The organism is Aestuariivirga sp., from assembly GCF_037139295.1.
Taxonomy (GTDB): Bacteria; Pseudomonadota; Alphaproteobacteria; order Rhizobiales; family Aestuariivirgaceae; genus Aestuariivirga.
On the sequence record NZ_JBAXGR010000055.1, the window covers coordinates 1 to 25,005 of the forward strand.

Below are 25,005 nucleotides of genomic sequence, written 5' to 3' on the forward strand. Positions count from 1 at the left end.
AGCCAGAGCGACCGAGCAATGACACAGGATAGGCCATCCGCTAGGCCAAGAATACTATAAGCATTCAATAAGTCTGTTATTACTGATATTTAGAAACAACCAATGGCGGAGAGGGAGGGATTCGAACCCCCGGTACGGTCACCCGTACTCCGCATTTCGAGTGCGGCGCGATCGACCACTCTGCCACCTCTCCGCATTACAGGGTTGCCAGTGGATCGCGGTGGGCTAGATAGCCGAGTGGGGGCCTGCTGCCAACCCCCTTTTCGGCCCATTTTCCCACAGGTTGACTTGGGCGGCAGCGGTGGTTAGAACCCCGCACGATCACGAACAGGCAGGACATGGCCCTTTTTGCCGCCATCACTGGATTTGGGTGCGCCGCGACCGCGGGACGCGCTGGCCTGTCCGTGTCCGTGAAACGCGCGAAAACCACCAAAACGGCGTGAGCCTTCTCCCCCGGCCTTCCCCCGCGGGGGTGGAAGGCTGAACCCCCTTTTGCCCGAAAGCGGAGCCAAGGTGCTCGCGGGGGACGGGTTGGACGGCTTATTCAGGAGACAAGAACATGGGTTACAAGGTTGCGGTCGTTGGTGCCACGGGCAATGTGGGCCGCGAAATGCTGTCGATCCTCGAGGAGCGGCAGTTTCCGGTTGACGAGGTGCACGCCATCGCCTCGCGCAAGTCGATGGGCGTCGAAGTGTCCTTCGGCGAACGTACGCTGAAGTGCCAGGACCTCGAACAGTTCGATTTCTCCAAGGTCGATTTCTGCCTGATGTCAGCAGGCTCCGCCGTGTCGAAGGAATGGTCGCCGAAGATCGGCACCACCGGCTGCATCGTGATCGACAACTCATCCTGCTGGCGTTACGACCCCGAGGTGCCGCTGATCGTTCCGGAAGTGAACGCCAACGCGCTCACCGAATATATGGCGCGCCCTAACCGCCGCAACATCATCGCCAACCCCAATTGCTCGACGGCACAGCTCGTCGTGGTGCTGAAGCCGTTGCATGATGTGGCAAAGATCAAGCGCGTGGTGGTGGCCACCTATCAGTCGGTGTCGGGTGCCGGCAAGGAAGGCCTCGACGAGCTTTGGAACCAGACCAAGGGCATTTTCGTCACGGATTCGCCTACGCCCAAGAAGTTCACCAAGCAGATCGCCTTCAACGTCATCCCCCACATCGACGTGTTCATGGATTCAGGTGACACGAAGGAAGAGTGGAAGATGATGGCCGAGACCAAGAAGATCCTCGACCCCAAGATCAAGCTCACTGCGACCTGCGTGCGCGTGCCGGTGTTCGTGGGCCATTCGGAGGCCGTGAACATCGAGTTCGAGACGCCGATCTCGGCCGAGGAGGCGCGCGAGATCCTGCGCGAGGCACCAGGCTGCATGGTGGTCGACAAGCGCGAGGACGGCGGCTACGTGACGCCGGTCGAGTGTGTGGGGGACTTCGCCACCTTCATCTCGCGCATCCGCGAGGACGCGACGATCGACAACGGCCTCAACCTGTGGGTTGTCTCCGACAATCTGCGCAAGGGAGCGGCATTGAATGCCGTGCAGATCGCCGAAAGCCTCATCAATCGCGGATTGATCAAGAAGGCCGCCTGAGCCCTCCTGATATTCAGCGAACGGAACAAGGATGTGATCCCGGTCACATCCTTTTTTCTTGGGTGCTGGCAGCCTGCAGGTGAGTAACACCGGCAGAGGAGCCCGCATCTTGCCCTACCCCAGGCTTACCAAGTGCATGCCGGACGAGACACGGCACAACCCCTTCCGCCTGCTTCACAAGGCGCTGCGCTTCGGCCATTGCCGCATGCTGCTGGAGCTGGGAGCGCAGGATTTCAATGATGACCCGGCCGCGGCCCGGCTGCTGTTGCGGCTGGTGCAGCAGCTCGACCTCTATCGAGCCGTGGCGGAAGCCCGGCAGGAGGCGTTGCTCGCGACGCTCGCCGCGCATGGGCTGGAGGTGGCCGCAACCACCTGCGAAGACCATCTGAGCCATCTCACCGCCCTCCGCGAGCTTGAATCGCTGGTGCGCGCCGTCAACGTTGCGGCACCGCAACGGCGGCGGCCGGCCGGGCGCAGCATCTACCGCTGCTTCGCGCTCTATGTCGCAGCCGACATGGAGCGCATGGACGAGGACGAGACCATGCTCCTCACCGCGCTGCATCAGACCCTTGGCGACGATGACCTGCGGATGATCGAGGGCCGCAGCTTCGGCGACCTGCCGCAAGGTCATCTCCAGCTCCTTACCCGGCGGCTGCTGCCCGGATTGTCGTCGGCGGAGATCGAAGCCCTGCTCAGTGTGTTGCAGCACCACATGGAGCCAACCCGCTATGCAGGCTCACTGGATGCTATCTTCCGCCCGCTGCTGGGCCCGGGAAACTTCGTTGCCGCCTGAAGCTTTCGTTACAACGAGCAGAAACTGTGATGCAAATCACATTATTTCCAGTCGAAGGCCTCTAGGCTTTTCCGATCGAGACGCGCGGCGAACTGATGCGATGCGCGGCATGAGAACACGAGGCTTCCTCTCCCCGTACGCGAGAGGGAAGGGTGAGGGGGTGGTGACGCGAGAACGATGTCGCAATCCCCGAGCGGCATTGCCCCCTCACCCTGCCCTCTCCTCCGAAAGGTGGAGGTGGAAACAAGAGAGCGATCAGCTCGTCACGCGCCCCCAGGCGGCAGCGCCAAGAATTGGCCCCAGCTTGTCCCTCTGCAATAGCGCCACGCAGCCGGTGGCATCGGGCGTCAGCAGGCTTTCCCTAGGCAACGACAGCTTCATGGCCGCGCCCGTCCACATGGCGGCGGGCATCAGCTTGCGCACCACGTTGGTGTAGGTCACCTCGCGGCCAGCCATCTCGCCCCGCTCGATCTTCACGCTCACGTGGTCGAGGATGGGCATCACCCAGAGCGTCGCCTCGCCGGCACCGGCACCCATCTCGATCACCAATTCCTTCCCTGTGTCGCCAATGCTCACCGGAACCGGCCATGTCTTGATGCGTGACTGCTCCAGCACGGCGACGACCTCGGAGCGCTGGCTGCCCACCATGTGCTTTTCGCCGTTGACGATCATCTGCGGGGTGTAGACGTCCGTGTCGCCGCGCGCCTTGGCATAGTCATATTGGCGCTGCGAGAAGTCGGCGGCGCCCAGTGTATCCTTCCAGCCGAGATAGTCCCAGTAGTCGACGTGGAAAGTCAGCGCCAGCACACCATGCATGTCGCGCAGCTCGCCCAGCAACTTGTCAGCCGGCGGGCAGGAGTTGCAGCCTTGACTCGAAAATAGCTCCGCCACCGCGTCGATAGGGTCAGCGGCACACGCTGAGCTCGCCAGCAGCGACATGCCAGCCCCCGCCCCAAGGGCAAGGCACTGGCGCCGACTCATGGCAATCAACTTGGGCATTCTAACTTTATGAACCGAAAGGCCCGTAAGTTCCACACACGAGCCTTGCCGGGTCAATCACGAATGCGTTTGGGCTGGATTCAGCCCGCCTTGGCGAGGTTGCGCAGAACATATGGCATGATGCCACCGTTCTTGTAGTAGTCCAGCTCGTCCAGCGTATCGATGCGGCAGAGCACCTGTGCGGTGGCCTTGGAGCCATCTGCGCGGGTGATCTCCACTTCCATTGCGGCGCGCGGCTTGAGGCCGTCGGCCAGACCCTTGATGGTGATGGTCTCGTCGCCCTTCAGGCCCAGTGTCTGCCAGCTCTCGCCATCACGGAATTGCAGCGGAACCACACCCATGCCGATCAGATTGGAGCGGTGGATGCGCTCGAAGCTCTGGGCCACCACGGCGCGCACGCCGAGAAGCCTCGTGCCCTTTGCCGCCCAGTCGCGCGACGAACCGGTGCCATATTCCTTGCCGGCGAAGATGACGAGCGGGGTGCCTTCCTTGGCATAGTCCATCGCCGCGTCATAGATCGGCATGGTCTCGCCGCCCGGGTAGTGCTTGGTGACACCACCTTCCACACCCGGCACCATCTGGTTCTTGATGCGAATGTTGGCAAAGGTGCCGCGCATCATCACCTCGTGGTGACCTCGGCGCGCGCCGTAGCTGTTGAAGTCGAGCTTCTCCACGCCGCGCGAGTTGAGATAGGCACCGGCGGGCGAGGCCGCCTTGATGTCACCTGCGGGCGAGATGTGGTCGGTGGTGATCGAGTCGAGGAAGAGACCGAGGATGCGGGCATTCTCGACGTCCTTCACCGGAGCCGGCGTCATCGACAAGCCCTCGAAATAGGGCGGGTTCGCCACATAGGTGCTCTTCTGGTCCCATGCATAGTTCATGCCCTTGGTGACCTTGATCGAGCGCCAGTGCTTGTCGCCCTTGAACACGTCCTTGTAGCGAGATGCATAGGCCTTGCGCGTGACGTTCTTGCGCACGGCGGCGGCGATGTCCTTGGAGGTGGGCCAGATGTCCTTGAGGTAGACGGGCTTGCCCTTCTTGTCGTGGCCGATGGGGTCCTTCGTCAGGTCGACGTTCAGGGAGCCGGCCAGCGCGTAGGCCACAACCAGCGGCGGCGAAGCGAGGTAATTGGCGCGCACGTCGGGGTTCACGCGGCCTTCGAAGTTGCGGTTGCCGGACAGCACCGCGGCGGCCACGAGGTCGTTCTTCTTGATCGAGTCCGAGACGTTCTCGGGCAGCGGTCCGGAGTTGCCGATGCAGGTTGTGCAGCCATAGCCCACCAGGTTGAAGCCGATCTTGTCGAGGTCCTTCTGCAGGCCCGACGAGTCGAGATACTCGGTGACAACCTGAGAGCCTGGTGCGAGCGACGTCTTCACCCACGGCTTCACCGTGATGCCTGCCTTCACCGCGTTGCGGGCGAGCAGGCCCGCGCCGATCATCACGGAAGGGTTCGAGGTGTTGGTGCACGACGTGATCGCCGCGATCACCACGTCGCCGTGGCCGAGATCGAAGTTGGCGTTCTCCACCTTGAAACGCTTGGAAAGTTCACCGGCCTTCTTGAATTCATCCGCCATCACCCTGGCGAAGTCCGGCGCGGCATTGGTGAGTTCCACACGGTCCTGCGGGCGCTTGGGGCCCGCCATGGACGGCACCACGGAGGCGAGGTTCAGTGCCAGCGTATCGGAGAACACGGGCTCCTCGGCCTTCGGCGTCCAGAACATGTCCTGCGCCTTGGCATATTTCTCGACGAGGGCCACCTGGGCGGAGGCACGCGCCGTGCCCTTCAGGTAGCCGATGGTCTCGGCATTGATCGGGAAGAAGCCACAGGTCGCGCCATATTCCGGCGCCATGTTGGCAATCGTCGCCATGTCCTCGAGCGACAGGTGCGCCAGGCCCGGGCCATAGAACTCCACGAACTTGCCGACGACACCCTTCTTGCGCAGCATCTGCGTCACGGTGAGCACGAGGTCGGTGGCAGTGGTGCCTTCCGGCAGCTTGCCGTCGAGGCGGAAGCCGATGACTTCCGGGATCAGCATGGAAATGGGCTGGCCCAGCATCGCGGCCTCGGCCTCGATGCCGCCCACGCCCCAGCCGAGAACGGCAAGGCCGTTCACCATGGTGGTGTGCGAATCGGTGCCGACGAGCGTGTCAGGGTAGGCATAGGTGACGGTCTTGCCCTTCACCTTCTCGGTCTTGGTCCACACCGTCTTGGCGAGGTATTCGAGGTTCACCTGGTGGCAGATGCCGGTGCCGGGCGGCACGACGCGGAAATTGTCGAAGGCACCCTGCCCCCACTTGAGGAAGGTGTAACGCTCGCCGTTGCGGTCATACTCGAGGTTCACGTTGTTCTTGAACGCCTTCGAGTTGGCGAAGAAGTCCACCATGACCGAATGGTCGATGACGAGGTCGACGGGGGCCAGCGGATTGATCTTCTTCGGGTCCTTGCCCAGGCCCTTCATCGCGTCGCGCATGGCGGCGAGGTCGACCACCGCCGGAACGCCGGTGAAGTCCTGCATCAGCACGCGGGCCGGGCGGAAGGCGATTTCCTTCTCGTCCTTGCCCCGGTTCTTCACCCACTTGGCGATGGCCTCGATGTCGCCCTTGGTCACCGACCGGCCATCCTCGAAGCGCAGCAGGTTCTCGAGCAGCACCTTGAGCGAATAGGGAAGCTTGGAAATGCCCTTCAGGCCGTTCTTCTCCGCGGCCTTCAGGCTGAAATAGGTATAGGTCTTGGCGCCGACCTTGAGGGTCTTGCGGCACTTGAAGCTGTCGAGCGACATCGGGGGCCTCTTGCTGAAAAAGGGTGGATGGCGCCGTTCTAATCGCTTTGTCGTTGCGGCACCAGTTGAACCAAGGGCGGAAGCCATAAGTGGCGTTGATGGCTGGTCGATGACGGTGCCCTGTTTCCGTCACCCCAGCGAAAGCTGGGGCCCAGCTTTGGCCGCAGGAGCTTGTGGAAAACTGGGTCCCAGCTTTCGCTGGGATGACGGGCGTTAGGTCGTGGTGCCACCTCAAAGCAAGATGGCAGGGACGAGTCCCGCCATAATGAAATTCGAGCGGAAAACAGGCCTTAAACCCGCCGCTCCACCATCATCTTCTTGATGTTGGCGATGGCCTTGGCCGGGTTCAGCCCCTTGGGGCAGGTCTTGGCGCAGTTCATGATGGTGTGGCAGCGGTAGAGGCGGAACGGGTCTTCCAGATTGTCCAGCCGCTCGCCCGTGCCCTCATCGCGCGAATCGATGAGCCAGCGATAGGCCTGCAGCAGGGCTGCGGGGCCAAGATAGCGGTCGCCGTTCCACCAGTAGCTGGGGCAAGAAGTCGAGCAGCAGGCGCACAGGATGCACTCGTAGAGGCCGTCCAGCTTCCGGCGGTCATCCGGGTACTGCCGCCACTCGGCCTGCGGCTCCGGCGTCACCGTCTTCAGCCAGGGCTCGATGGCGCGGTGCTGGGCATAGAAGCGGGTGAGGTCCGGAACAAGGTCCTTCACCACCGGCATATGCGGCAGCGGGTAGATCTTCACGTCACCCTTCACCTCGTCGCAGGACTTGAGGCAGGCGAGCGTGTTGGTGCCGTCGATGTTCATGGCACACGAGCCGCAGATGCCCTCGCGGCACGAACGCCTAAAGGTCAGCGTCGGGTCTTGCTCGTTCTTGATCTTTATCAGCGCGTCCAGCACCATCGGCCCGCACTTGTCCATGTCGAGCGTATAGGTGTCGATGTGCGGGTTCTGCCCGTCATCGGGGTTCCAGCGATAGATCTTGAAGTCCTTCAGCCGCTTGCCTTGCGGCTTCGGCCAGGTCTTGCCCTGCTGGACTTTGGAGTTCTTGGGAAGTGTGAATTCGGCCATGTCTGGGTCCGCCTAGTAAACGCGCGCCTTGGGCTTGATGTAGTCGATGTCGCTCGACATGGTGTAGTCGTGCACCGGGCGGTAGCCCAGCCTCACCGACTTCTTGTCCCTGTCGGTCCACACCAGCGAATGCTTCATCCAGTTGGCATCGTCGCGGCTGGGGAAGTCCTCGCGCGCATGTGCGCCGCGGCTCTCCTGGCGCGCTTCGGCACTCACCACCGTTGCCGCCGCCTGCAGGATGAGGTTCTCGAACTCCAGCGTCTCGATCAGGTCGCTGTTCCAGACCAGCGAATGGTCGGTGACCTTGATGTCGTCGATGTCTTTCCACACGTCGTTGAGGCGCTTCACGCCCTGCTCAAGCGTCTCGCCGGTGCGGAACACAGCAGCGTCCTCCTGCATGGTCTTCTGCATGCGGGCGCGCAGTTCCGCCGTCGACATCTTGCCATTGGCGAAGCGATAGTGATCGAGGCGAGAGACGGACATTTCGCCCGCATCCGCCGGAAGATCCGCATGCGGAGAGTTGGGCTTGACGAGTTCCACACAGCGGAGCGCCGCCGCCCGGCCGAACACCACGAGGTCAATCAGCGAGTTGGAGCCCAGACGATTGGCGCCATGGACGGACACGCAGGCCGCCTCTCCCACTGCCATCAGGCCGGGCACCGTCTTCTCGGGGCTCGCGGAGTCACCCGCCAGAACCTCGCCGTGATAGTTCGTCGGGATGCCACCCATGTTGTAGTGAACCGTCGGCAGAATCGGGATCGGCTCGCGCGTCACGTCGACACCGGCAAATATCTTCGCCGACTCGGAAATGCCGGGAAGCCGCTCATGCAGCACCTTGGGGTCAAGGTGCTCGAGGTGCAGGTGAATGTGATCCTTGTTCTCGCCCACGCCACGGCCCTCGCGGATCTCGATGGTCATCGAGCGCGAGACCACGTCGCGCGAAGCGAGGTCCTTGGCGGAAGGTGCATAGCGCTCCATGAAGCGCTCGCCCTGGCTGTTGGTGAGGTAGCCCCCCTCGCCACGCGCACCCTCGGTGATCAGGCAGCCCGCGCCATAGATGCCGGTGGGGTGGAACTGCACGAATTCCATGTCCTGGCAGGGAAGGCCAGCGCGCAGCACCATGGCATTGCCGTCACCCGTGCAGGTGTGGGCAGACGTGGCGGAGAAATAGGCGCGGCCATAGCCGCCGGTCGCCAGGATCGTCTCATGCGCGCGGAAGCGGTGGATAGAGCCGTCTTCCATGCACATGGCGACGACACCACGGCACGCGCCGTTCTCCATGATCAGATCGAGCGCGAAATACTCGATGAAGAACTCGGTCGAATAGCGCAGCGACTGGCCATAGAGCGTGTGCAGCATGGCGTGGCCGGTGCGGTCGGCGGCGGCACAGGTGCGCTGCACCGGCGGGCCGTCGCCGAAGTTCATCATGTGGCCGCCGAAGGGGCGCTGATAGATCTTGCCCTCTTCGGTGCGCGAGAAGGGCATGCCGAAGTGCTCGAGCTCATAAACGGCGGTGGGAGCATTGCGGCAGAGGTATTCGATGGCGTCCTGGTCGCCCAGCCAGTCGGCCCCCTTCACGGTGTCATACATGTGCCAGCGCCAGTCATCAGCACCCATGTTGGCGAGAGACGCCGCGATGCCGCCCTGTGCCGCCACCGTGTGCGAGCGCGTGGGGAACACCTTGGAGATGCAGGCGGTGCGCAGGCCCGCCTGCGAGGCGCCAAGTGCTGCGCGAAGGCCAGCGCCGCCGGCACCCACCACGACGACATCAAAGGTGTGATCCGTCACCGGATAGGTGCGGTCCCCGATCGAGAAGCTCTTCGGGGCCTTCTTCTTGGTTTCGACAGCAGCCATCAGAGTCCGATGCTCATCTTGAGGATTGCATAAAGCCCGGCCACCGCCATCACCACCGCGAAGAAGGTGTTGAGCAGGAGCAGGGCATATTTGGTGTGGTCGGTGTGCACATAGTCCTCGATCACCACCTGCAGGCCCAACCGCATGTGCCACACGAGGTTGGCGATGGTGAGCCCCATGAGGATCGCCACGAAGGGATTGTGCATGCTCGCCACGATATCGGCGCGTGAGGCGCCACGGTGGACGAGCAGGTAGCCGACGAGGAAGATGACGAGCGGAATGCCGGCGATCGCCGTCACGCGCTGGTGCCACCAGTGTTCGGTGCCGGCCTTGGCGGAGCCGAGGCCCAGCACCTGCCCGAGAGGGGTCTTCTTCAGCATCACGACACTCCCAGGGCGATGGCCCACACGATTACGGTGAGGATGATGGAACCGGCCAGCGTCAGCTTGGCACCCATTTCCACGTCCTTGAGGTCGAAGCCGTGGCCCGTGTCCCACACCAGGTGGCGGATGCCGCCCAGCGTGTGGTGGATCAATGCCCAGGTGAAGCCGAACAGCACCGGCTTTCCAATCCAGCTACCGAAGACGCTCTGCACGAAATCGAAGTATTGGTCAGAGGTGGCAGCGGCGGTCAGCCACCAGACGAGCAGCAAAGTGCCCGCCGACAGCGCCACGCCGGTGATGCGGTGGACGATGGACAATGTCATCGTCAGCGACTTTTTGTAGACCTGCAGGTGCGGCGAGAGAGGGCGCCCTGCGTTCCTGGTATCTGCCATGTTGCCTTTTTCCCGTTCCCGGAAGAGATTTGTACATTGTGCGCTGAAGTATCGCAATTACGCCGAAAGGCATAGGCCGGGTTGCCCTTGAGACGGCTTGACGCAGATCATGGTAGGCATGAGCCGCAACCCCCACATGGCTATAACAGCTGATTGAGGATTTCATGACCGACATCGTCTGCCCCGCCTGTGCCGCCGTGAACCGCGTGCCGCCTGATAAACCAGCACATGAAGCCCGCTGCGGCAAATGCCACCAGCCTTTGTTTTCAGGCCAGCCGGCGGAACTGACGGCCGCCAGCTTCGACAAGGCGATCACCCGAAATGGCATACCTGTGGTGGTGGATTTCTGGGCCGACTGGTGCGGCCCCTGCAAGACGATGGCGCCGGAGTTCAAAAAGGCCGCCCAGGCCATGGAACCAGCCGTCCGATTCGCCAAGCTGGACACCGAGGCCGCCCCCGCCCAGGCCGCCGCCCACGGCATCCGCTCGATTCCCACCATGATCCTGTTCAAGGACGGCAAGGAGGTCGCCCGCCAGTCCGGCGCCATGCCAGCCGGCCAGATCGTGCAATGGGTCAGGGACGCGGGGCGGGGGTAAGGCTCCCGCGCGGCCTACTGAACGATCACCTTCGTTCCAACCGGCGTCACCTCGAACAGCTCCACCACTTCCGGGTTCAGCATGCGGATGCAGCCTGAGGAGGCGGCCGTGCCGATGGAGGACGGCGCGTTGGTGCCGTGGATGCGAAAGCCCGTGTCACCCTTCTGGTTGAACAGGTACATGGCCCGCGGGCCCAGCGGGTTCTCGGGGATGCCGCCCGGCATGCCGTTGCGCCACTTGGCGTATTTCGGCGTTCGGGCGATCATTTCAGGCGGCGGCGTCCACTTGGGGTTCTCGCGCTTCATGCCGACACGCGCCGTGCCAGACCATGAGAAGCCCTCCTTGCCCACCGCAACCAGATAGCGCATCGCACTGCCATCCGGCATCACCTGATAGAGGGCGCGCTCCCTGGTGCTGATGATGATGGTGCCCGGCTTCTCGGGCGAGGCGAAATCCACCACCTCGCGGCCCTTGTACTTGATGCGGTTCTTGGCCGTTGCCTGCTTGTTCTTGGTCTTGGTGGCGGGCTTCCTGGCAACCTGCTTCTTCTTCACCGGCGGCTTCGGTTGGGCCAGGATGTCCTCGCTGGCGGTGGCCAGCGCCTGTTGGCTCAGAACGGGCAGTCCCAGCATGGCCAACCCCAGCATCGACAGCAATTCACGTCTCTTCAAGTCACGTCCCCTGCACCGAATTTCAGCGGCCTTCTAGACGCAGCCTGCCCGCCCCTGCAACACAAACATCGGTGAGCAGTGGGCACGGCTAGACGTGTCGGATGCATATGCCTCCGAGAAGTGCAGCATGAGCAATATGGAACAGCGCCCGGTCTTGCCATCCGGTATCAGCTCCGCCGTTCAGAAGCATAATCATCCGCCAAAAGAGGCGCCCATGGACTGGAATCGTGTTGAAGGTAGCTGGAAGCAGGTCAAGGGCGCCGTCAAGGCGAACCGTGGCAAGCTGACTGACGATGATCTTGACGTCATCAATGGCCGCCGCGAGCAGCTCGAGGGCAAGCTGCAGGAACGTTACGGCTACGCCGCCGACCAGATCCGCAAGGACGTCGACACTTGGTACAGCGCGCAGAAGTGGTAACCCCCTTCAGCATCAGGATGGATCAAAAATGAATTTCTCCAATCTTCTGCACTGGGCCATCATGTTCCTTCTGGTCGCGCTGGTTGCCGCCCTGCTCGGCTTTGGTGGCGTTGCCGGCAGCCAGCTTCGCCGGACATGATCTGAGAAGCGCAACCAGAAGCGTGCCACGGGTCTGCAAGCCCGGGGCACTTCGATTTCTGTCGGATACCCCACACGGCGAGCGATCCAGATCCGGAATGCTGCGTAGTGATTGAGCCGTATGGACCGGACGCCAAGCAGCTGATCGATGTCCGCACGCGGCATTGCATGCTTCCGGCGTTCCGGCCTGAGGGGCTTATCCCTGCGGCAATGGGGCAATGAACATGGCCAGCATCGAGCTCATCTCCGAGCTGCAGCGTCTGCAGCTCATGATAAACGCCGTCCGCAAGGCGATGCGCGAGGAAGACACCGAGGCCGCCAAATTGCTGATGGGCGTCACCGAGCGTCTGCTGATGCTCTCGGCGGTGGCCGAGGCATCGTCGCTTGCCGACGAGGAGGTGTTGGAAGCCCGCGCGCGTCCCGTGGCGGATCTGACCCACCCAGACTGAACGACCGCGGTCTGCCAGTCGTCAGTCCTGCAGGAAGGCGAAGGCGGCAGCACGGGTTCCCGGCTTCAGCGCCAGGAATGCAAGCCGCGCCTTCTTGATGTCGGCGTCGGCCTGGGTTTCGGCGGCCTTGCGCAGGGCAAGCGTGGTCGGGTCGGTCTCGCCTGCAATGAAGGCCATCGCCTTGGCCAGCCGGCCGATGGCCGCGAGGTCGATCGTTGCAGCATCCATGGCCATGCTTCAGAAATCCTTGGTGGTGAGGGTGTAGGAGCCTTCGTTGCGCTTGCCATAGGCCTTGCCCGCCGCGGTGCAGATTCTGTCGCGATGGCGGTCGAAGGCAAACAGCAGCGCGTCCGTGTCGGGTAGGTTGCCGCCGTCAACGCGGCGCACGGCGTCCGCCTCGATGAAGAAGGCCACCTCGCGCGTATGGTCATAGCCTGCAAAGCGCACGCAGCCACGCGTCGTATCGAAACTGCGGCTGATGTTCGGAAATTGCAGCGTCATTGGGCCTTCTTCCGCGCCGCGCGCTTGGGCGGTGCTTCCACCACGCCCGAGGCGGCGAGCTCGGCATCGCGCTTCAGGCGCTGCTCGCGCAGCGAGGCGGTGAGCCTGACGCGCGCGGCGATTTCCGCGTCATGCTCGATCTGCGCCGTCGAGCGCGGCTTCTTGGGGGACGTGTCTTTTCTCAACTGATGTTCCTTTGCTTGAACTTAGATGGTGGCAGCGAACGGGCTGCACAACACATGATTGGATTCGGCCGCATAGGCGGGCATCGATTTGCCCCACAATCGGAGCGAGGCATGCTAGGATTCGCCACCGTGACGAAAGAACCCTCCATGCCAGCAGCGCCTGCCCCTCCGTCCTTCACGGAGAAGATGAACATTCCAGCCACGGACTTCCGCACCGCGGTCGCCATCAAGAACGATACACGGACGACCGAGGTCGCTGTCACCTTCCTGCTCAAGGCGCAGGACGGTGTGGTGGCCAGTTATGGGGCCACTTGCCCGCGCTGCAATGTGGGCGAGATCACCGTCGATGTGGTGCTGGCGCCTGATGGCAGCTTTGCCGAAGCGCCGGCCTGCCCCACGCTCTGCGTCGCCTGCGAGGATCGGCTCGATCTGATCCTGGAGCCGGAAGTGAAGAAAGGCCTCGGCGACCAGCCGGGTGATCGGGAGACGCTCGGCAAATATCTGAAGGCCATGAACCTGCGCGCCTGGGACTGAGGCTGCGCCGTTCGAAGGGCGTTGGGCTATTTCTTGCCGCCGAACGACTTCGGCGTGGTGAAGGACGAGACGGCGGCAGGTTTCACCTTTTCCTGCTTCGGCTTCTTCTTCTCGCGGTTGCTCTTCTGTTGACCCTTGGCCATCTCGGAAGTCCTCTCTGTCGATCGTGAGTTCATCTCGCAGGGCCAAGTTCGCGGCAGCCGCACCCGCCACCATGCGCCTTAGCGGGCCCAAAAGCTATGTCGAACTCTTGCAGGGCCTTTCGGCCGCAGGCATTCGCACTGCATCCCGGATTCAGGTTATTTCAAGTCCGCAACCTGCGGGGCATGACAAAGGCCAGTAAAAGCCATCTGTGTACGGATGCGCTTCGAACGCAAAGGGCGGAAGGATTGCTCCTCCCGCCCGTTCGCATTGCATGGAAATTGATCAGCCGCGCTTGTTCTGGCGCTTCTCGATCAGGTCGTCGACGACCGACGGATCGGCCAGTGTGGAGGTGTCGCCAAGGGCGCCAAAATCATCCTCGGCGATCTTGCGCAGGATGCGACGCATGATCTTGCCGGAGCGCGTCTTGGGCAGGCCCGGCGCGAACTGGATCTTGTCGGGCGTCGCCAGCGGGCCGATCTCCTTGCGGACCTGAGCCACGAGATCCTTGCGGAGTTCGTCGTCGCCCGCCTCGCCGGCCATCAGGGTGACGTAGCAATAGATGCCCTGGCCCTTGATATCATGGGGGTAACCCACCACGGCGGCCTCCGAAACCTTGGGATGCGCGACCAGTGCCGATTCGACTTCCGCCGTCCCCAGGCGGTGGCCGGACACGTTGATCACGTCGTCGACGCGGCCGGTGATCCAGTAGTAGCCGTCCTTGTCCCGCTTGCAGCCGTCGCCGGTGAAATACATGCCCTTATAGGTCGAGAAATAGGTCTGCACGAATCGGTCGTGGTCGCCGAACACGGTGCGCATCTGGCCCGGCCAGGAGTCGAGGATCACGAGGTTGCCAGACGTGGCGCCCTCGAGGATAACGCCCTTGTCGTCAACCAGACCAGGCTGGATGCCAAAGAAGGGACGGGTGGCCGAACCGGGCTTCAGCTTGGTGGCGCCAGGGAGCGGCGTGATCAGGATGCCGCCGGTTTCGGTCTGCCACCAGGTGTCGACGATCGGGCAGCGTTCGTCGCCCACCACGCGGTGGTACCATTCCCAGGCCTCGGGATTGATCGGCTCGCCCACGGAACCCAGCAATCTCAGGGACTTGCGCGAGGTCTTGGCGACGGGCCCCTCGCCCGCACCCATCAGCGCGCGGATGGCGGTGGGGGCGGTGTAGAAGATGTTGACCTTGTGCTTGTCGATCACCTCCCAGAAGCGGGAGTTCGACGGATAGTTGGGCACGCCCTCGAACATCAGCGTCGTCGCGCCATTGGCCAGCGGACCATAGACGATGTAGCTGTGGCCGGTCACCCAGCCCACATCCGCCGTGCACCAGTAGATGTCGCCGTCATGGTAGTCGAAGACATACTGGTGGGTCATCGCCGCATAGACGAGATAGCCGCCGGTGGTGTGCAGAACGCCCTTCGGCTTGCCGGTGGAGCCCGAGGTGTAGAGGATGAACAGCGGGTCTTCCGCCTTCATCTTCTCAGGCTTGCACTCGGCCGGAACGGTGGCGGCCTCTTCGTGGTACCAGATGTCGCGGCCGGAGGCCATCGCCACCTGGCCGCCGGTACGGCGCACCACGACCACTTTTTCATTGCCCGCGCAGCGCTTCAGCGCGTCATCGCAATTGGCCTTCAGCGGCACCTTGCGGCCACCGCGCATGACTTCATCAGCGGTGATGATCATCTTGGAATTGGCGTCGTTGATGCGGCTCGCCAGCGAATCCGGCGAGAAGCCGCCGAACACGATCGAGTGCACGGCGCCAATGCGCGTGCAGGCCAGCATGGCATAGGCCGCCTCGGGGATCATGGGCAGGTAGATGGTGACGCAGTCGCCCTTCTTAACGCCGTGCTTTTTCAACACGTTGGCGAAGCGGCAGACGTTCTCATAGAGCTCGTTGTAGGTGATCTTCTTGTCGTAGTAGGGGTCGTCGCCTTCCCAGATGATCGCCACCTGGTCGCCGCGCTTCTTCAGGTGGCGGTCGATGCAGTTATAGGAAACGTTGAGGACGCCGTCCTCGTACCACTTGATCGAGACCTTGGGGTAGGCATAGGTCGTGTTCTTGATCTTCTTGGGGGCCTTGAACCAGTCCAGCCGCTTGGCATGCTTGGCCCAGAACTTGGCCGGGTCCTTGATCGATTCGGCATACATTTTCTTGTAGCCGGCATCGTCCACATAGGCGGTCTTCTTCCACGAAGCGGGGACGGGATAGACTTTCTCCGACATAGGCGCATTCCTCCCAGACATGCAGATTTAAGGCTGTTTTGACCCCTGGTTCTATAGCCTGCAATGAGACTCCTGTCTAAGGAGCAGGCAATGACGACCCCCCGGCACCTCAGCCTGTTCATCACCCTCGGCCTGTTCTGGGGGGTTTCCCCCAGCCTTTACAGGTATTGGGGCGTGCTGGGCATGCCGGTGTCGCACGTCATCGTCCTGACCGGCATCGGCGTCGCTGCCGCGCTGGCGCTGATCTGCCAGCTGCGCGGCATCGACTGGATCGGCGGAAAAAAGCTGCATATCTTCGGGCTGGGCTGCGCGGTGCTGATGAACGTACCCTTCGCGATGGGCCTGTTCTTCGCCCGCCACGTGCCCCCCACCGAGATGGCGCTGATCATTTCCACAGCGCCCATCGTCAACTACCTGGTGGCGCTGGCCACGAGACGCGAGAACGCGGCCCCTCGGCGGCTGGCGGCGATCCTGCTGGGTTTCGTCTCTACCGCCATCCTCGTCATCACCCGCCAGGGCATGCTCTCGGGCGATTTTTCGTGGTGGCTTATCGCTACGTTTTCATTGCCCATTCTCTATTCGGCCTACAACTTCTTCGCGGCGGCCTGGTGGCCGCACGGCTGCCACCCGATGGCGGCGGGTGTCGCAGAATCAACATGGTCGGGCCTGCTTGCCATCCCGTTCCTGCTGCTCCTCGCCCCGCCCTGGTCACCCGACCAGCTGCCGCTCAGCGCCTACTGGACGTTGCTGCTGGCCTGCGGAATGTGGACGCTGGAGCGCATCGCCTTCTTCACCCTCATCCAGGAAAAGGGTGCCGTCTTCACCGTGCAGGCGGTCTATCTCTCCACCCCCGCCGCAGTGGTCATTGCGCTGGCCTTCTATGGCGGGGCCGATATCTGGCTCTTCGTGTCGCTCGCCATGCTGATGGGCGCGCTCTATCTCAACAATACCGGCTCAGCCGCCAGACCGACGTCAGCTTGACCTCGACGTCCTCCAGGTCGCGCGTCACCTGCACCTTGTATTCGCCCAGCTTGGTCAGCTTGTCGCGCGGCAGGTAGCTGCGGCCCGGGTCGCCGATGAGGGTGGTGATGCCCCTGCCCTCGGCGTCCTCGAGCCAGGCGAAGACCTTTGTGGCCAATCCCTTCTCGTAGAAGAGATCGCCGACGAGTATCACATCGCAGCCATCTGCCGGTTGCTCCAGCAGATCGCGGTTGGTGACTGTGAGCGAAACGCCATTGATTTCCGCATTGATGGCAATGGCTTCGACGGAAAAGCCATCGATGTCTGCGGCGAGAACACGGGCCGCACCGGCCTTCATGGCGGCGATGCCGACGAGGCCGGAGCCCGAGGCGAGGTCGATCACGCGCTTGCCCGCGACCAGATGCGGATGGTCCAGAACATGTCGGGCCAGCGCCTGCCCACCCGCCCAGGCGAAGGCCCAGAAGGGCGGCGGCAGACCCAGTTGCTCAAGCTCTTCCTCGGTCTTCTGCCACAGCGGAACCGCTTCATGTGCCAGATATAATTGCACTTCTGGCACCAGCGGCGGGGCCATCAGGCTCGTGTTGGCGCGGATGAATTGCGCGCGGTCGATGATCGTCAAATCCTGGCGCCGCCGAGCTTGCAGATGTGCTTGAATTCGGCTTCCGAAACGGGCTGCACCGAGAGCCTGGAATTGGTCACCAGCACCATGCCCTTGAGCTTCGGATCGGCCTTGATTTCATCGAGCGTCACATGGCGCGGCACGTCGGCCACGGCGCGGATGTCCACGCACTCCCAAGTATCGACATCTGCAGTGGAATCCTTGTGCGCCAGCGTGCAGACCTCGACGATGCCGACGACCTCGCGGCCCTCGTTGGAGTGGTAGAAGAAACCCTTCTCACCGAGCTTCATGGTCCGCATGAAGTTGCGGGCCTGGTAGTTGCGCACCCCGGTCCACTCTTCGCCCGCCTTGCCCTTGGCCTTCTGCTGATCCCAGGACCAGGTGTCGGGCTCCGACTTGAACAGCCAGTAATTCGCCATCACCTGGTCTCCGGGTTCTTGATGAGCCACTTCCACGGCTTGATCTCGACTGAGGCAAAAAGCCCTGCCTTTGCATAGGGATCGTTCTCCGCCATCGTCTTCGCGGCGGCACGATCAGTCGCCTCGATGATGACGAGACTGCCGGTGGGCGAGCCCTCATCGGTGGTGAAGGGCCCCGCGGCCTTCAGCGAAGTGCCAAGGCTTTCCAGATACTTGAGGTGATCGGGGCGCACCGACATGCGCAGGTCCACGCTGTCGGGCTTGTCGGTGCAGAGCAGTGCGAAGAGCATGATCTATCCTTGTCTGATTTCCGGCCCCAATGGCCGCGAGAGAAGCCTGGCGATTTCTTGGTCGGGTGCACGGCCCTCGTCAACGATGGCGTGGACGGCATCCACAATCGGCATGTCCACGCCGTGCCGGCGGGCCAGCGCCTGCGCGATCCTCACGGTGGCAGCACCCTCGACCACGCCGCGCGATTGGGCGAGCGCCTGTTCAACCGTTTTCCCTTCGCCCAGCGCGTGACCGAAGGAATAGTTTCGCGACTGGCGCGAGGAGCAGGTGAGCAGCAGATCGCCGAGGCCTGACAGGCCCATCAGCGTTTCGGGCTTCGCACCAAATTTCGCAGCGAATCTCGTGAGTTCGGCAAAGCCGCGCGTGGTCAGCGCGGCGCGGGCACTGTCGCCCAGGCCCCGGCCGTCGGAAATGCCGCAGGCAATGGCGAGAACGTTCTTGAGCGCGCCACCAATCTCGACACCCTTCACATCATCGGAGGCATAAATCCTGAAATGCGGCAGGGACAGCGTCTCGGCCCAATGGCGCGCGTCTGCAATGTCTTGCGCGGCCATGACGACGGCGGTGGGCAGGCCCTTCATCACGTCCGCCGCGAAGGACGGGCCGGAGAGCACCATGGGCTCGGCGGCGGGGAGCACCTCAGCCACCACCTCGTTCATGAACAGGCCGGTGCCCTGCTCGATGCCCTTGGCGCTGATGATCAGGGGCAATAGGCTTTTATTCACGTTCGTAACGATTGATTTCAGGCCCGACAAGACCGCACGTACCCCCTGTGCTGGAACAGCCAGGATCAGCCCCTGGGCCTCCTGAAGCGGCTCCAGAGCCATTCCGCGGGACCAGACCTGAACCTCGTGCCCCGCCGCCCGCGCCACATGGGCGAGCGCCGAACCCCATGCGCCGGCCCCGAGGACGCCGATCCTCATGCCTTGCCCCCGAGCTTGCCGGAGCCATAGACCGGGGCCTGCGCGGCATCGAGCGGCCAGCGTGCGCGGGCGGGGGCGCCCAGACCATCGGTGAGCCCCAGCGCCAACCGCTCGGCCCCGGCCCAGGCGATCATCGCCGCATTGTCGGTGCAGAGTTTGGCTGGCGGAACAATGAGTTGCAGTCCGTGAAGCGCTGCTGCCTGCTCGAACACCGCCTTGAGCTTCTGGTTGGCGGCGACGCCACCCGCCACGATCAGCGCGGGGTTCCGGACGTCCGGGTGCGCGGCGCGGAACAGGTGAACGGCCATCTTCAGCCGGTCGGCCATGGTCTCCGCCACCGCCGCCTCGAAACTGGCGCAGACGTCGGCCACGTCCTGATCGCTCAAGGTGCCGAGGTCGTTGACCACCTCGCGCACCGCCGTTTTCAGCCCTGAAAACGAGAAGTTACAGTCTTTCCGCCCCTTCAGCGGCCGGGGAAAATCGAAGCGCTGCGGGTTGCCGCGCCGCGCCAGTGACTCGACCTGGGGGCCGCCGGGATAGCCGAGGCCCAAGAGCTTCGCCACCTTGTCGAAGGCCTCGCCCAGCGCGTCATCGATTGTTGTGCCGAGGCGGTGATATTTGCCAACGCCTTCAACGACTTGAAACTGGGTATGGCCGCCGGAAATCAGCAGCAGGAGGTAGGGGAATTCGACGTCCTGCAGCAGCCGCGCCGTGAGCGCATGGCCTTCCAGATGATTGACGGCGATCAGGGGCTTATCAGCCGCCAGCGCAATGGCCTTGGCCATGGTGAGGCCGACGATGACACCGCCCAGAAGCCCCGGCCCGGCGGTGGCGGCAACGCCGTCCAAGTCATTGTAATTCAAGCCTGCTTCGGCCATCGCCTGGGCGATCAGACGGTCCAGATGGGTGACATGCGCCCGGGCCGCGATCTCAGGCACCACGCCGCCATAGGGCGCGTGGTCCTTGAGCTGGGACAGCACCACGTTGGACAGGATTTCGCCCCGCCCTTCCCCGTCCCGCGCGACGACGGCGGCGGCCGTCTCGTCGCAGGAGGTCTCTATGCCGAGGATGAGGGTGCGGCTGGTCATGCGGTGTACTTGCAGGCAATGGGGCGGGAAATCAACTCAGGCGCCGGAGTGTTGCAAAACGCGTCCCTGCATGTTGCGGATGGATGCCGTTTCGGTTGCAAAGGCGATGCCGCCGTAGACACGGGTTTGGCCGGGCGCGTGCAACTGCGTTTCGTTGCGACATTTTATTGCGCAACGCTTCTAAACGTCGTCTTTGAGCATTGCGCTATTTTGTTGCGCAATGGGAATATGTTCAACTGTTGGCAAGTGAAGCTTTCCCGGGGTGGCAACCGTTGCTGATCGCCTCCCCCGGGCTTGATCCGGGGGTGCTCTTTGCGCTGCGAGTAAGAAGATGCGCGGATCAAGTCCGCGCAAGATGAGGGGTGGGTGCGACGAGGTGAGGGGTTGCTGACGAGCGGGCGGAGATATCCAGTCCGGCGCGGGGGTGACGCCACCGAAGTTTACAGCTAAGACTGTCAGATCATTCGCTTAAGCCGGAACAGACCTGCCCATGCCGAAGCTGAAGATCGGGACCCGTGGCTCCCCCCTCGCCCTCTACCAGGCCAATGAGACGAAGAGCCGGCTGAAGGCCGCGCATGGATACTCGGACGAGGACATCGAGATCGTGGTGATCACCACCACCGGCGACCGCATCCGTGACCGGCCCTTGTCGGAGATCGGCGGCAAGGGGCTGTTCACCAAGGAGATCGAGGAGGCGCTGTTTGCGCGGGAGATCCACCTGGCCGTCCACTCCATGAAGGACATGCCGGCGCGGCTGCCGGACGGGCTGATCATGGCCGCGCTCCTGCCGCGCGAGGACGTGCGCGACGCTTTCCTGAGCCCGGTGGCGAAGACCATCGATGACCTTCCCAAGGGGGCCGTTGTCGGCTCCTCCTCGGTGCGAAGGGGCGCGCAGCTGAAGCGGCTCAGGCCCGACATCGACGTCATCCAGTTCCGCGGCAATGTGGAAACGCGGTTGAAGAAGCTGGACGAGGGCGTGGCGATGGCGACCTTCCTTGCCGCTGCCGGCCTGAAGCGGCTGGGCCTTGCCGACAAGATCGCCTCGCTGGTTCCGACCGAAGTCATGCTGCCTGCCGTGGCGCAAGGCTGCATCGGCATCGAGACGCGCGAGGACGACGCCAAGACGCGCGAGCTGCTGGCCGCCATCAACCATGAGCCTTCGGCAACCGCGGTGAATTGCGAGCGGGCCTTCCTTGCGGCACTCGACGGCTCCTGCCGGACGCCGCTGGCGGGCCATGCGGTGATCGACAATGGCGTGGTGAAATTCCGCGGCCATGCGCTGACGCTGGACGGCGTGCACTGCTTCGAGACGACGCGCGCCGGAGCGCCTGCCGATGCCGCGCGGATGGGCCGCGAGGCAGGCGAGCAGGTGAAGGCCGAGGGCGGCAGCCTCATCGCCTTCTGATGCGCGTTGCCGTGACCAGGCCCGAGGAGGATGCGGGGCCGCTCACCGCCAAGCTCGAGGCGATGGGCCATGAGGTTGTGATGGTGCCGCTGCTGAGCATCCGCCCACGTGACGGCGTTGCCATTCCCGACCTTCGCTGGCAGGCTATTGCAGCGACCAGCGCCAACGGCATCCGCGCGCTGCCAAAAGCCCACGGCCTCACGTCCTTCCGTACACTGACGGTCGGGCCGCAGTCGCTGAAGGCCGCGCAAGCTGCGGGCTTCATGGCGGAGGCGCATGGCGGCGACGTGAACGGGCTTGCCGCCTTCATCCGCGCCGAGCTCGACCCGAAGGCGGGGCCGATCCTTTACCTCTCTGGCGCCGAGACGGCGGGCGACCTCGAGGGACAGTTGAAGGCCGCCGGTTTCGACTGCCGTCGCGTGGCGCTTTATGATGCGGCACCCGCCGAGACGCTGGGCGCGATTGCCCGAGAGCTCGATACCGGGGGCCTCGACGCCGTGCTGCTCTATTCGCCCCGCAGTGCCAAGATCTGGCGCGGGCTGGTGGAGGGTGCCGGACTGGCGGCGAAAGCCGCACCGGTGCGCCACCTCTGCCTGTCGCGCAATGTCGCAGCCGCCCTGCCGGACGGCTGGAATACGGCGGTTTCGGCCAGCCCCGATGAAGCCGCAATTCTTGAGCTTCTTGAACAAACGGCGTGAACCCTTTAGGTCCTTTAGGCATGAGCAATCAGCACGACGATACCGGCGCGAAACCTCAGGTGATCGACCTCGAAGCAGAGGAGATCCGCAGCGAAACCGACTCCACGGCCTCGGCCGCGGCAGAAGAGATGCGCGAGGATACGGCGCAAGCCTTCACGCCACCGCCGCGCAAAAAATCGCGCGGGGCATCGACCTGGATCATCGCGGCGCTGATCCTTGGCGCGCTGGGCGGCGGCTGGCTCTATCGCGGCGTGCTGTCGAGCTACCTGCCGTCGAACGAGATGACGGCGCTGAAGAACCAGGTGGCGGCGCTGGAGCAGAACAACACCGACCTCGCCGGCCAGATCGCCGCCGTGAAGCAGGGCGCCGACGCCGCGGCGCAGGCTGCGGCCTCAGCCACGGATGCAGCGGCACAGGCAGCCGATGCCGTGAAGGCCGCTGCGGCACAGACCAGCGACATTGGCGCAAAGCTTGATCAGGCAGACCAGCAGACAGCGAGCCTCGCAGACCAGCTCAAGGCCGCACGCGCCGACCTCGATGCGCTGCGCAAGTCGATGTCTTCCGCTCCGGCCACGGCCACCTCAGGTGGTGCCGCGAGCCCCGCCGATGCGGCGGTGCTGGCCGCACTCGGCCAGCGCATCGATGCGCTGGAGAAGGACGTCGCGAGCCTCAAGGCGGGCTCAGGCGCCACGGCGCAGGCCGGCACGACTGCGGCACTCTCTCAAGCCTTGTCCGACCTGAAGGCCAAGGTGGCGGCGGGAACATCTTTCCAATCCGAATATGAGCGCATCGCGCGCATGGTGCCTGCGGCCTCGGGCCTCGATGTGGTGGCTGCCGATGCCGCCGAGGGCGTGCCGGATGCACAGGGGCTTGCTGCCGAACTGCGCGCTGCCATCCCTGCCCTGCCGCAGGCGGAAGCCCCGGCCGCCGAGGACAACAGCTATTTCGGCACGGTGATGAAGTCGCTCTCGGGCTTCATCTCCATCCGCCCCATCGGCGACACCGACTGGCCACAGGTGGCCGAGAAGGCTGCGGCCTTCGCCGAGGCGGGCGACCTGACGCAGGCCATCGGCGTGATCGACGCGGGCGAAGGCGACAAGCCCATGGCGCTGACGCAGTGGGCCGTGCGGGCCGCAGCGCGCCTCAAGCTCGAGACGGCCGTCGCGCAGGTTTCCGAGGCGGTGCTGCGGCAGATTGCGGCCAGCGGCGGAGCGGCACAATGATCAAGCTGCTGTGGCGTTTCCTGCTTCTCGTTGCACTGGCCGCGGGTTTTGCCTGGCTGGCTGACCGGCCCGGCACGCTGACCATTCGCTGGCTCGGCCGCGAAATCCAGATGAGCTTCATCGCCGGCGTGGTGCTGGCGCTGCTGGCTGTCGTCGCCATCTGGTTCCTGTGGAGCCTGTTCCGCCGGCTGTGGGGCAGCCCGCAGGCGGTGGGGCGGTGGTACTCCTTCCGCAAGAACCGCAAGGGCTATGAATCACTCTCGCGCGGCATCATCGCAGCGGGTGCGGGCGACGCGGCCGCCGCGGCCAAGCATGCGGCCATCGCATCGAACGCCCTTGCCGACGAACCGCTGGTGAATGTGCTGGCCGCGCAGGCCGCACAGCTCAAGGGCGACCGCGCCCAGGTGAAGCGCATCTTCGAGGAGATGACCAAGTCGCCCGACACAGAAGCACTGGGGCTGCGCGGCTTGTTCTCCGAGGCGCGCCAGTCGGGCGATGTTGGCGCCGCACGCCGCCATGCCGAGCGCGCGCTGGCGCTGAACCCGCGGCTCAACTGGGCGTCCACCGCCGTGCTGCAGCTGCAGTCAGGTGCCAAGGACTGGAATGCGGCGACGGCCACGCTGGTGCAGCAGACCAAGTCCGGCCTCATCCCCCAGGCCGAGGGCCTGCGCAAGCAGGCGGCGATGCTGGCGGCGGAAGCCCTGCAGCTCGAAGACAGCGACAAGTCGCGCGCGCTGGAATTCGCGCAGCGCGCCCACAAGCTGGACCCGGCACTTGTGCCCGCCGCGGCGGTGATGGCGCGCGTGCTGGTGAGCCAGGCCTCGACCCGCAAGGCCTCCAAGATCCTGAAGGAAACCTGGGTCCTGTCGCCCCACCCGGAACTGGCGGAGGTGCAGGCCTATCTCATCCCCGGAGACGGGCCCGACGCGCGGCTCGACCGCGTGCGCGAGCTGCTCAAGGAAGGCCGCGTTCGAGACGATGGGGGTGGCCTCGAAGGGGCTGTGGCACTCGCCCGCGCCGCCGTTCGTGCCCAGCGCTGGGACATGGCGCGCGATGCACTGAAGCCCTATGTGGACGACCGTCCGCAGGCCCGCGTCTGCGCGCTGATGGCCGACATCGAGGACGCCCAGGGCGACAAGGGCCGGGCACGTGAATGGCTGGCCCGCGCGCTGACCGCACCGCGGGACCCGATCTGGGTGTCCGACGGTGTGGCGAGCCCGCGCTGGACGCCGGTGTCGCCCGTTTCGGGCGAGATCGTGCCGTGTGAATGGAAGGCGCCCTTCGAGATGCCCGAGCAGCTGGAGGCCGACAGGCCCATGGCCGTTGAGGCCGTCGAGGCGATCGCGGCCCCGAAGGCAGAGGCCGAGCCACGCACGCTGGAGGCCCCGAAAATGGTCCAGCCCCAGCGCCCGCCCGACGACCCCGGTCTGCCGGAGGATTTCGACATGCCGACAGGCCGCTCGCGCCCCGCCGAGGGCTGAAATTTCCACCCGCGAACCGGTTGCGGGGCCGCCTGAAATACCCTATACCCCGCGCCGTCTGGCAGGCCGCTTTAGCTCAGTTGGTAGAGCACCGCATTCGTAATGCGGGGGTCAGGTGTTCGAGTCACCTAAGCGGCACCAGTTCTCCTA

Annotated in this window: 28 protein-coding genes and 2 tRNA genes; 13 read left to right on the plus strand and 17 right to left on the minus strand. The window is 64.0% G+C overall.

Annotated features, from left to right (window positions below; translation table 11 throughout):
- Positions 1-103: 103 nt before the first annotated feature.
- Positions 104-193: transfer RNA gene (locus tag WCJ41_RS13805), tRNA-Ser, on the minus strand.
- A 366-nt stretch (positions 194-559) separates the two neighbouring features.
- Here WCJ41_RS13805 and WCJ41_RS13810 point away from each other — a divergent pair.
- Together WCJ41_RS13810 and WCJ41_RS13815 are read left to right on the plus strand one after the other, a co-directional pair.
- Positions 560-1,597 (plus strand): aspartate-semialdehyde dehydrogenase, encoded by a 1,038-nt coding sequence (locus WCJ41_RS13810; RefSeq protein WP_336906415.1) that lies wholly within the window; start codon positions 560-562, stop codon positions 1,595-1,597.
- Between the two features lie 109 nt (positions 1,598-1,706).
- Entirely contained in the window at positions 1,707-2,390 is a 684-nt protein-coding gene (locus WCJ41_RS13815) for a hypothetical protein (protein ID WP_336906416.1), read from the plus strand.
- A gap of 255 nt (positions 2,391-2,645) precedes the next feature.
- Here WCJ41_RS13815 and WCJ41_RS13820 read toward each other — a convergent pair whose 3' ends face one another.
- The 6 genes from WCJ41_RS13820 to sdhC form a co-directional block, all read right to left on the minus strand.
- Positions 2,646-3,389 carry a DUF1223 domain-containing protein gene (locus WCJ41_RS13820; protein ID WP_336906417.1) on the minus strand — a complete coding sequence of 248 codons (744 nt, stop codon included), beginning with the start codon at positions 3,387-3,389 and terminating at the stop codon, positions 2,646-2,648.
- Between the two features lie 80 nt (positions 3,390-3,469).
- The gene (gene acnA / locus WCJ41_RS13825) at positions 3,470-6,169 is read right to left on the minus strand and encodes an aconitate hydratase AcnA (protein WP_336906418.1); all 2,700 of its coding nucleotides are present in this window, start codon (positions 6,167-6,169) and stop codon (positions 3,470-3,472) included.
- 290 nt (positions 6,170-6,459) lie between these two features.
- Positions 6,460-7,236: a succinate dehydrogenase iron-sulfur subunit gene (locus WCJ41_RS13830; RefSeq protein ID WP_336906419.1), complete on the minus strand. Its 777-nt coding sequence runs from the start codon at positions 7,234-7,236 to the stop codon at positions 6,460-6,462.
- Positions 7,237-7,248: 12 nt separating this feature from the next.
- Positions 7,249-9,090: a succinate dehydrogenase flavoprotein subunit gene (gene sdhA, locus WCJ41_RS13835; RefSeq protein WP_336906420.1), complete on the minus strand. Its 1,842-nt coding sequence runs from the start codon at positions 9,088-9,090 to the stop codon at positions 7,249-7,251.
- Positions 9,090-9,470, minus strand: coding sequence for a succinate dehydrogenase, hydrophobic membrane anchor protein (gene sdhD, locus WCJ41_RS13840; protein WP_336906421.1), 381 nt, complete (start codon positions 9,468-9,470; stop codon positions 9,090-9,092). Before sdhD ends, sdhA begins: the two co-directional genes overlap by 1 nt.
- Positions 9,470-9,865: a succinate dehydrogenase, cytochrome b556 subunit gene (gene sdhC, locus WCJ41_RS13845; protein ID WP_336906422.1), complete on the minus strand. Its 396-nt coding sequence runs from the start codon at positions 9,863-9,865 to the stop codon at positions 9,470-9,472. The genes sdhD and sdhC overlap by 1 nt, the downstream gene beginning before the upstream one ends.
- Before the next feature lie 164 nt (positions 9,866-10,029).
- Here sdhC and trxC point away from each other — a divergent pair, with 164 nt between their 5' ends.
- A complete protein-coding gene (gene trxC / locus WCJ41_RS13850; protein WP_336906423.1) occupies positions 10,030-10,461 on the plus strand; it encodes a thioredoxin TrxC in 432 nt (143 codons plus the stop codon).
- A 14-nt stretch (positions 10,462-10,475) separates the two neighbouring features.
- On the opposite strand, the gene WCJ41_RS13855 is transcribed toward trxC, so the two are convergent.
- Positions 10,476-11,132, minus strand: coding sequence for a L,D-transpeptidase (locus WCJ41_RS13855; RefSeq protein ID WP_336906424.1), 657 nt, complete (start codon positions 11,130-11,132; stop codon positions 10,476-10,478).
- Between the two features lie 214 nt (positions 11,133-11,346).
- Between WCJ41_RS13855 and WCJ41_RS13860 the strand changes: the two genes are divergently transcribed.
- The 3 genes from WCJ41_RS13860 to WCJ41_RS13870 all read left to right on the plus strand — a co-directional run bounded on the left by WCJ41_RS13860 (position 11,347) and on the right by WCJ41_RS13870 (position 12,137).
- The gene (locus WCJ41_RS13860; RefSeq protein WP_336906425.1) at positions 11,347-11,550 is read left to right on the plus strand and encodes a CsbD family protein; all 204 of its coding nucleotides are present in this window, start codon (positions 11,347-11,349) and stop codon (positions 11,548-11,550) included.
- Between the two features lie 28 nt (positions 11,551-11,578).
- Positions 11,579-11,689 carry a DUF1328 family protein gene (locus WCJ41_RS13865; RefSeq protein WP_336906426.1) on the plus strand — a complete coding sequence of 37 codons (111 nt, stop codon included), beginning with the start codon at positions 11,579-11,581 and terminating at the stop codon, positions 11,687-11,689.
- Positions 11,690-11,912: 223 nt separating this feature from the next.
- Positions 11,913-12,137 (plus strand): hypothetical protein, encoded by a 225-nt coding sequence (locus WCJ41_RS13870; protein ID WP_336906427.1) that lies wholly within the window; start codon positions 11,913-11,915, stop codon positions 12,135-12,137.
- Positions 12,138-12,158: 21 nt separating this feature from the next.
- On the opposite strand, the gene WCJ41_RS13875 is transcribed toward WCJ41_RS13870, so the two are convergent.
- From WCJ41_RS13875 to WCJ41_RS13885, 3 genes are read right to left on the minus strand one after another with little or no spacing between them, the layout of a single operon-like run.
- Positions 12,159-12,371, minus strand: coding sequence for a hypothetical protein (locus tag WCJ41_RS13875; protein ID WP_336906428.1), 213 nt, complete (start codon positions 12,369-12,371; stop codon positions 12,159-12,161).
- Between the two features lie 3 nt (positions 12,372-12,374).
- Positions 12,375-12,638, minus strand: coding sequence for a DUF1488 domain-containing protein (locus WCJ41_RS13880; protein WP_336906429.1), 264 nt, complete (start codon positions 12,636-12,638; stop codon positions 12,375-12,377).
- Complete coding sequence (locus tag WCJ41_RS13885; protein ID WP_336906430.1) at positions 12,635-12,823, minus strand: hypothetical protein; 189 nt, start codon at positions 12,821-12,823, stop codon at positions 12,635-12,637. The genes WCJ41_RS13880 and WCJ41_RS13885 overlap by 4 nt, the downstream gene beginning before the upstream one ends.
- 129 nt (positions 12,824-12,952) lie before the next feature.
- On the opposite strand from WCJ41_RS13885, the gene WCJ41_RS13890 reads away from it, so the two are divergent.
- On the plus strand, positions 12,953-13,357 hold the full coding sequence (locus WCJ41_RS13890) for a hypothetical protein (RefSeq protein ID WP_336906431.1): 405 nt from the start codon (positions 12,953-12,955) through the stop codon (positions 13,355-13,357).
- Positions 13,358-13,783: 426 nt separating this feature from the next.
- On the opposite strand, the gene acs is transcribed toward WCJ41_RS13890, so the two are convergent.
- The gene (acs, locus tag WCJ41_RS13895) at positions 13,784-15,727 is read right to left on the minus strand and encodes an acetate--CoA ligase (protein WP_336906432.1); all 1,944 of its coding nucleotides are present in this window, start codon (positions 15,725-15,727) and stop codon (positions 13,784-13,786) included.
- A 90-nt stretch (positions 15,728-15,817) separates the two neighbouring features.
- Between acs and WCJ41_RS13900 the strand changes: the two genes are divergently transcribed.
- Positions 15,818-16,708: a hypothetical protein gene (locus WCJ41_RS13900; RefSeq protein WP_336906433.1), complete on the plus strand. Its 891-nt coding sequence runs from the start codon at positions 15,818-15,820 to the stop codon at positions 16,706-16,708.
- Here WCJ41_RS13900 and WCJ41_RS13905 read toward each other — a convergent pair.
- The 5 genes from WCJ41_RS13905 to tsaD are packed head-to-tail and all read right to left on the minus strand — an operon-like array spanning position 16,668 to position 20,048.
- A complete protein-coding gene (locus WCJ41_RS13905) occupies positions 16,668-17,279 on the minus strand; it encodes a methyltransferase (protein WP_336906442.1) in 612 nt (203 codons plus the stop codon). The genes WCJ41_RS13900 and WCJ41_RS13905 overlap by 41 nt on opposite strands.
- Before the next feature lie 44 nt (positions 17,280-17,323).
- Positions 17,324-17,746 (minus strand): EVE domain-containing protein, encoded by a 423-nt coding sequence (locus tag WCJ41_RS13910; RefSeq protein WP_336906434.1) that lies wholly within the window; start codon positions 17,744-17,746, stop codon positions 17,324-17,326.
- Positions 17,746-18,036, minus strand: a complete 291-nt coding sequence (locus WCJ41_RS13915) for a YciI-like protein (protein ID WP_336906435.1) — start codon at positions 18,034-18,036, stop codon at positions 17,746-17,748. The genes WCJ41_RS13910 and WCJ41_RS13915 overlap by 1 nt, the downstream gene beginning before the upstream one ends.
- 3 nt (positions 18,037-18,039) lie before the next feature.
- Positions 18,040-18,960 (minus strand): NAD(P)H-dependent glycerol-3-phosphate dehydrogenase, encoded by a 921-nt coding sequence (locus WCJ41_RS13920; RefSeq protein ID WP_336906436.1) that lies wholly within the window; start codon positions 18,958-18,960, stop codon positions 18,040-18,042.
- Entirely contained in the window at positions 18,957-20,048 is a 1,092-nt protein-coding gene (tsaD, locus tag WCJ41_RS13925; RefSeq protein ID WP_336906437.1) for a tRNA (adenosine(37)-N6)-threonylcarbamoyltransferase complex transferase subunit TsaD, read from the minus strand. The genes WCJ41_RS13920 and tsaD overlap by 4 nt, the downstream gene beginning before the upstream one ends.
- A gap of 490 nt (positions 20,049-20,538) precedes the next feature.
- Between tsaD and hemC the strand changes: the two genes are divergently transcribed.
- From hemC to WCJ41_RS13950, 5 genes are all read left to right on the plus strand, one after another.
- The gene (gene hemC, locus WCJ41_RS13930; protein ID WP_336906438.1) at positions 20,539-21,453 is read left to right on the plus strand and encodes a hydroxymethylbilane synthase; all 915 of its coding nucleotides are present in this window, start codon (positions 20,539-20,541) and stop codon (positions 21,451-21,453) included.
- Positions 21,454-21,464: 11 nt separating this feature from the next.
- Entirely contained in the window at positions 21,465-22,151 is a 687-nt protein-coding gene (locus WCJ41_RS13935; protein ID WP_336906439.1) for a uroporphyrinogen-III synthase, read from the plus strand.
- A 20-nt stretch (positions 22,152-22,171) separates the two neighbouring features.
- The gene (locus tag WCJ41_RS13940) at positions 22,172-23,374 is read left to right on the plus strand and encodes a hypothetical protein (protein ID WP_336906440.1); all 1,203 of its coding nucleotides are present in this window, start codon (positions 22,172-22,174) and stop codon (positions 23,372-23,374) included.
- Complete coding sequence (locus WCJ41_RS13945; protein WP_336906441.1) at positions 23,371-24,855, plus strand: heme biosynthesis HemY N-terminal domain-containing protein; 1,485 nt, start codon at positions 23,371-23,373, stop codon at positions 24,853-24,855. The genes WCJ41_RS13940 and WCJ41_RS13945 overlap by 4 nt, the downstream gene beginning before the upstream one ends.
- Before the next feature lie 65 nt (positions 24,856-24,920).
- Positions 24,921-24,996 (plus strand) — tRNA-Thr (locus WCJ41_RS13950).
- Positions 24,997-25,005: the final 9 nt, after the last annotated feature.

Excerpts from the sequence above, each read along its gene's own strand:
- WCJ41_RS13860 (WP_336906425.1), top strand. The coding sequence starts at position 11,347 with ATGGACTGGAATCGTGTTGAAGGTAGCTGGAAGCAGGTCAAGGGCGCC.
- WCJ41_RS13820 (WP_336906417.1), bottom strand. The coding sequence starts at position 3,389 with ATGCCCAAGTTGATTGCCATGAGTCGGCGCCAGTGCCTTGCCCTTGGG.
- WCJ41_RS13865 (WP_336906426.1), top strand. The coding sequence starts at position 11,579 with ATGAATTTCTCCAATCTTCTGCACTGGGCCATCATGTTCCTTCTGGTC.
- WCJ41_RS13905 (WP_336906442.1), bottom strand. The coding sequence starts at position 17,279 with ATGGCCCCGCCGCTGGTGCCAGAAGTGCAATTATATCTGGCACATGAA.
- sdhC (WP_336906422.1), bottom strand. The coding sequence starts at position 9,865 with ATGGCAGATACCAGGAACGCAGGGCGCCCTCTCTCGCCGCACCTGCAG.
- WCJ41_RS13810 (WP_336906415.1), top strand. The coding sequence starts at position 560 with ATGGGTTACAAGGTTGCGGTCGTTGGTGCCACGGGCAATGTGGGCCGC.
- WCJ41_RS13945 (WP_336906441.1), top strand. The coding sequence starts at position 23,371 with ATGATCAAGCTGCTGTGGCGTTTCCTGCTTCTCGTTGCACTGGCCGCG.
- hemC (WP_336906438.1), top strand. The coding sequence starts at position 20,539 with ATGCCGAAGCTGAAGATCGGGACCCGTGGCTCCCCCCTCGCCCTCTAC.
- WCJ41_RS13910 (WP_336906434.1), bottom strand. The coding sequence starts at position 17,746 with ATGGCGAATTACTGGCTGTTCAAGTCGGAGCCCGACACCTGGTCCTGG.
- WCJ41_RS13940 (WP_336906440.1), top strand. The coding sequence starts at position 22,172 with ATGAGCAATCAGCACGACGATACCGGCGCGAAACCTCAGGTGATCGAC.
- WCJ41_RS13875 (WP_336906428.1), bottom strand. The coding sequence starts at position 12,371 with ATGGCCATGGATGCTGCAACGATCGACCTCGCGGCCATCGGCCGGCTG.
- trxC (WP_336906423.1), top strand. The coding sequence starts at position 10,030 with ATGACCGACATCGTCTGCCCCGCCTGTGCCGCCGTGAACCGCGTGCCG.
- tsaD (WP_336906437.1), bottom strand. The coding sequence starts at position 20,048 with ATGACCAGCCGCACCCTCATCCTCGGCATAGAGACCTCCTGCGACGAG.
- WCJ41_RS13920 (WP_336906436.1), bottom strand. The coding sequence starts at position 18,960 with ATGAGGATCGGCGTCCTCGGGGCCGGCGCATGGGGTTCGGCGCTCGCC.
- acnA (WP_336906418.1), bottom strand. The coding sequence starts at position 6,169 with ATGTCGCTCGACAGCTTCAAGTGCCGCAAGACCCTCAAGGTCGGCGCC.
- acs (WP_336906432.1), bottom strand. The coding sequence starts at position 15,727 with ATGTCGGAGAAAGTCTATCCCGTCCCCGCTTCGTGGAAGAAGACCGCC.
- sdhD (WP_336906421.1), bottom strand. The coding sequence starts at position 9,470 with ATGCTGAAGAAGACCCCTCTCGGGCAGGTGCTGGGCCTCGGCTCCGCC.
- WCJ41_RS13915 (WP_336906435.1), bottom strand. The coding sequence starts at position 18,036 with ATGCTCTTCGCACTGCTCTGCACCGACAAGCCCGACAGCGTGGACCTG.
- WCJ41_RS13900 (WP_336906433.1), top strand. The coding sequence starts at position 15,818 with ATGACGACCCCCCGGCACCTCAGCCTGTTCATCACCCTCGGCCTGTTC.
- WCJ41_RS13870 (WP_336906427.1), top strand. The coding sequence starts at position 11,913 with ATGGCCAGCATCGAGCTCATCTCCGAGCTGCAGCGTCTGCAGCTCATG.
- WCJ41_RS13830 (WP_336906419.1), bottom strand. The coding sequence starts at position 7,236 with ATGGCCGAATTCACACTTCCCAAGAACTCCAAAGTCCAGCAGGGCAAG.
- WCJ41_RS13880 (WP_336906429.1), bottom strand. The coding sequence starts at position 12,638 with ATGACGCTGCAATTTCCGAACATCAGCCGCAGTTTCGATACGACGCGT.
- sdhA (WP_336906420.1), bottom strand. The coding sequence starts at position 9,090 with ATGGCTGCTGTCGAAACCAAGAAGAAGGCCCCGAAGAGCTTCTCGATC.